The sequence below is a fragment of the Rhodanobacter sp. Soil_C_14 genome (assembly GCF_057657335.1).
In genome coordinates, this window is record NZ_JBDGIQ010000020.1 from 1 (window position 1) to 361 (window position 361).

Annotated in this window: 1 pseudogene; it reads left to right on the forward strand. The window is 69.8% G+C overall.

What is annotated here, in order from left to right:
• A pseudogene (locus AC3A56_RS17585) lies at nucleotides 1-361 on the forward strand (hypothetical protein); the annotation flags it as partial.

Here is a 361-nt window from a genome sequence, read left to right on the forward strand (position 1 = left end):
GCGCAGTCATTGGCTGACCGGGCCAACACGGTCTCCGTGGGCAGTGCCGGTTCCGAGCGCCAGATCACCAACGTGGCCGCCGGTACGGCAGGTACGGATGCGGTGAACATGGACCAGTTGGCCGCGGTCACCTCCGCGACCCAGTTCTTCAGTGCCGACGGAGCCACGGACGGCACGGAAGACGCGCTGGCGTCAGGTGCCCGCGCGGTCGCATCGGGTGCCCTCAGCACGGCAGTGGGCGACGACAGCGTGGCGACCGGAAACGGCGCCCTGGCGCTGGGCACCGGCTCTTCGGCGACGGGCAGCAGCAGCGTGGCGATCGGTCAGGAAAGTTCGGCCTACGGCTTCCAGTCCGATGCCG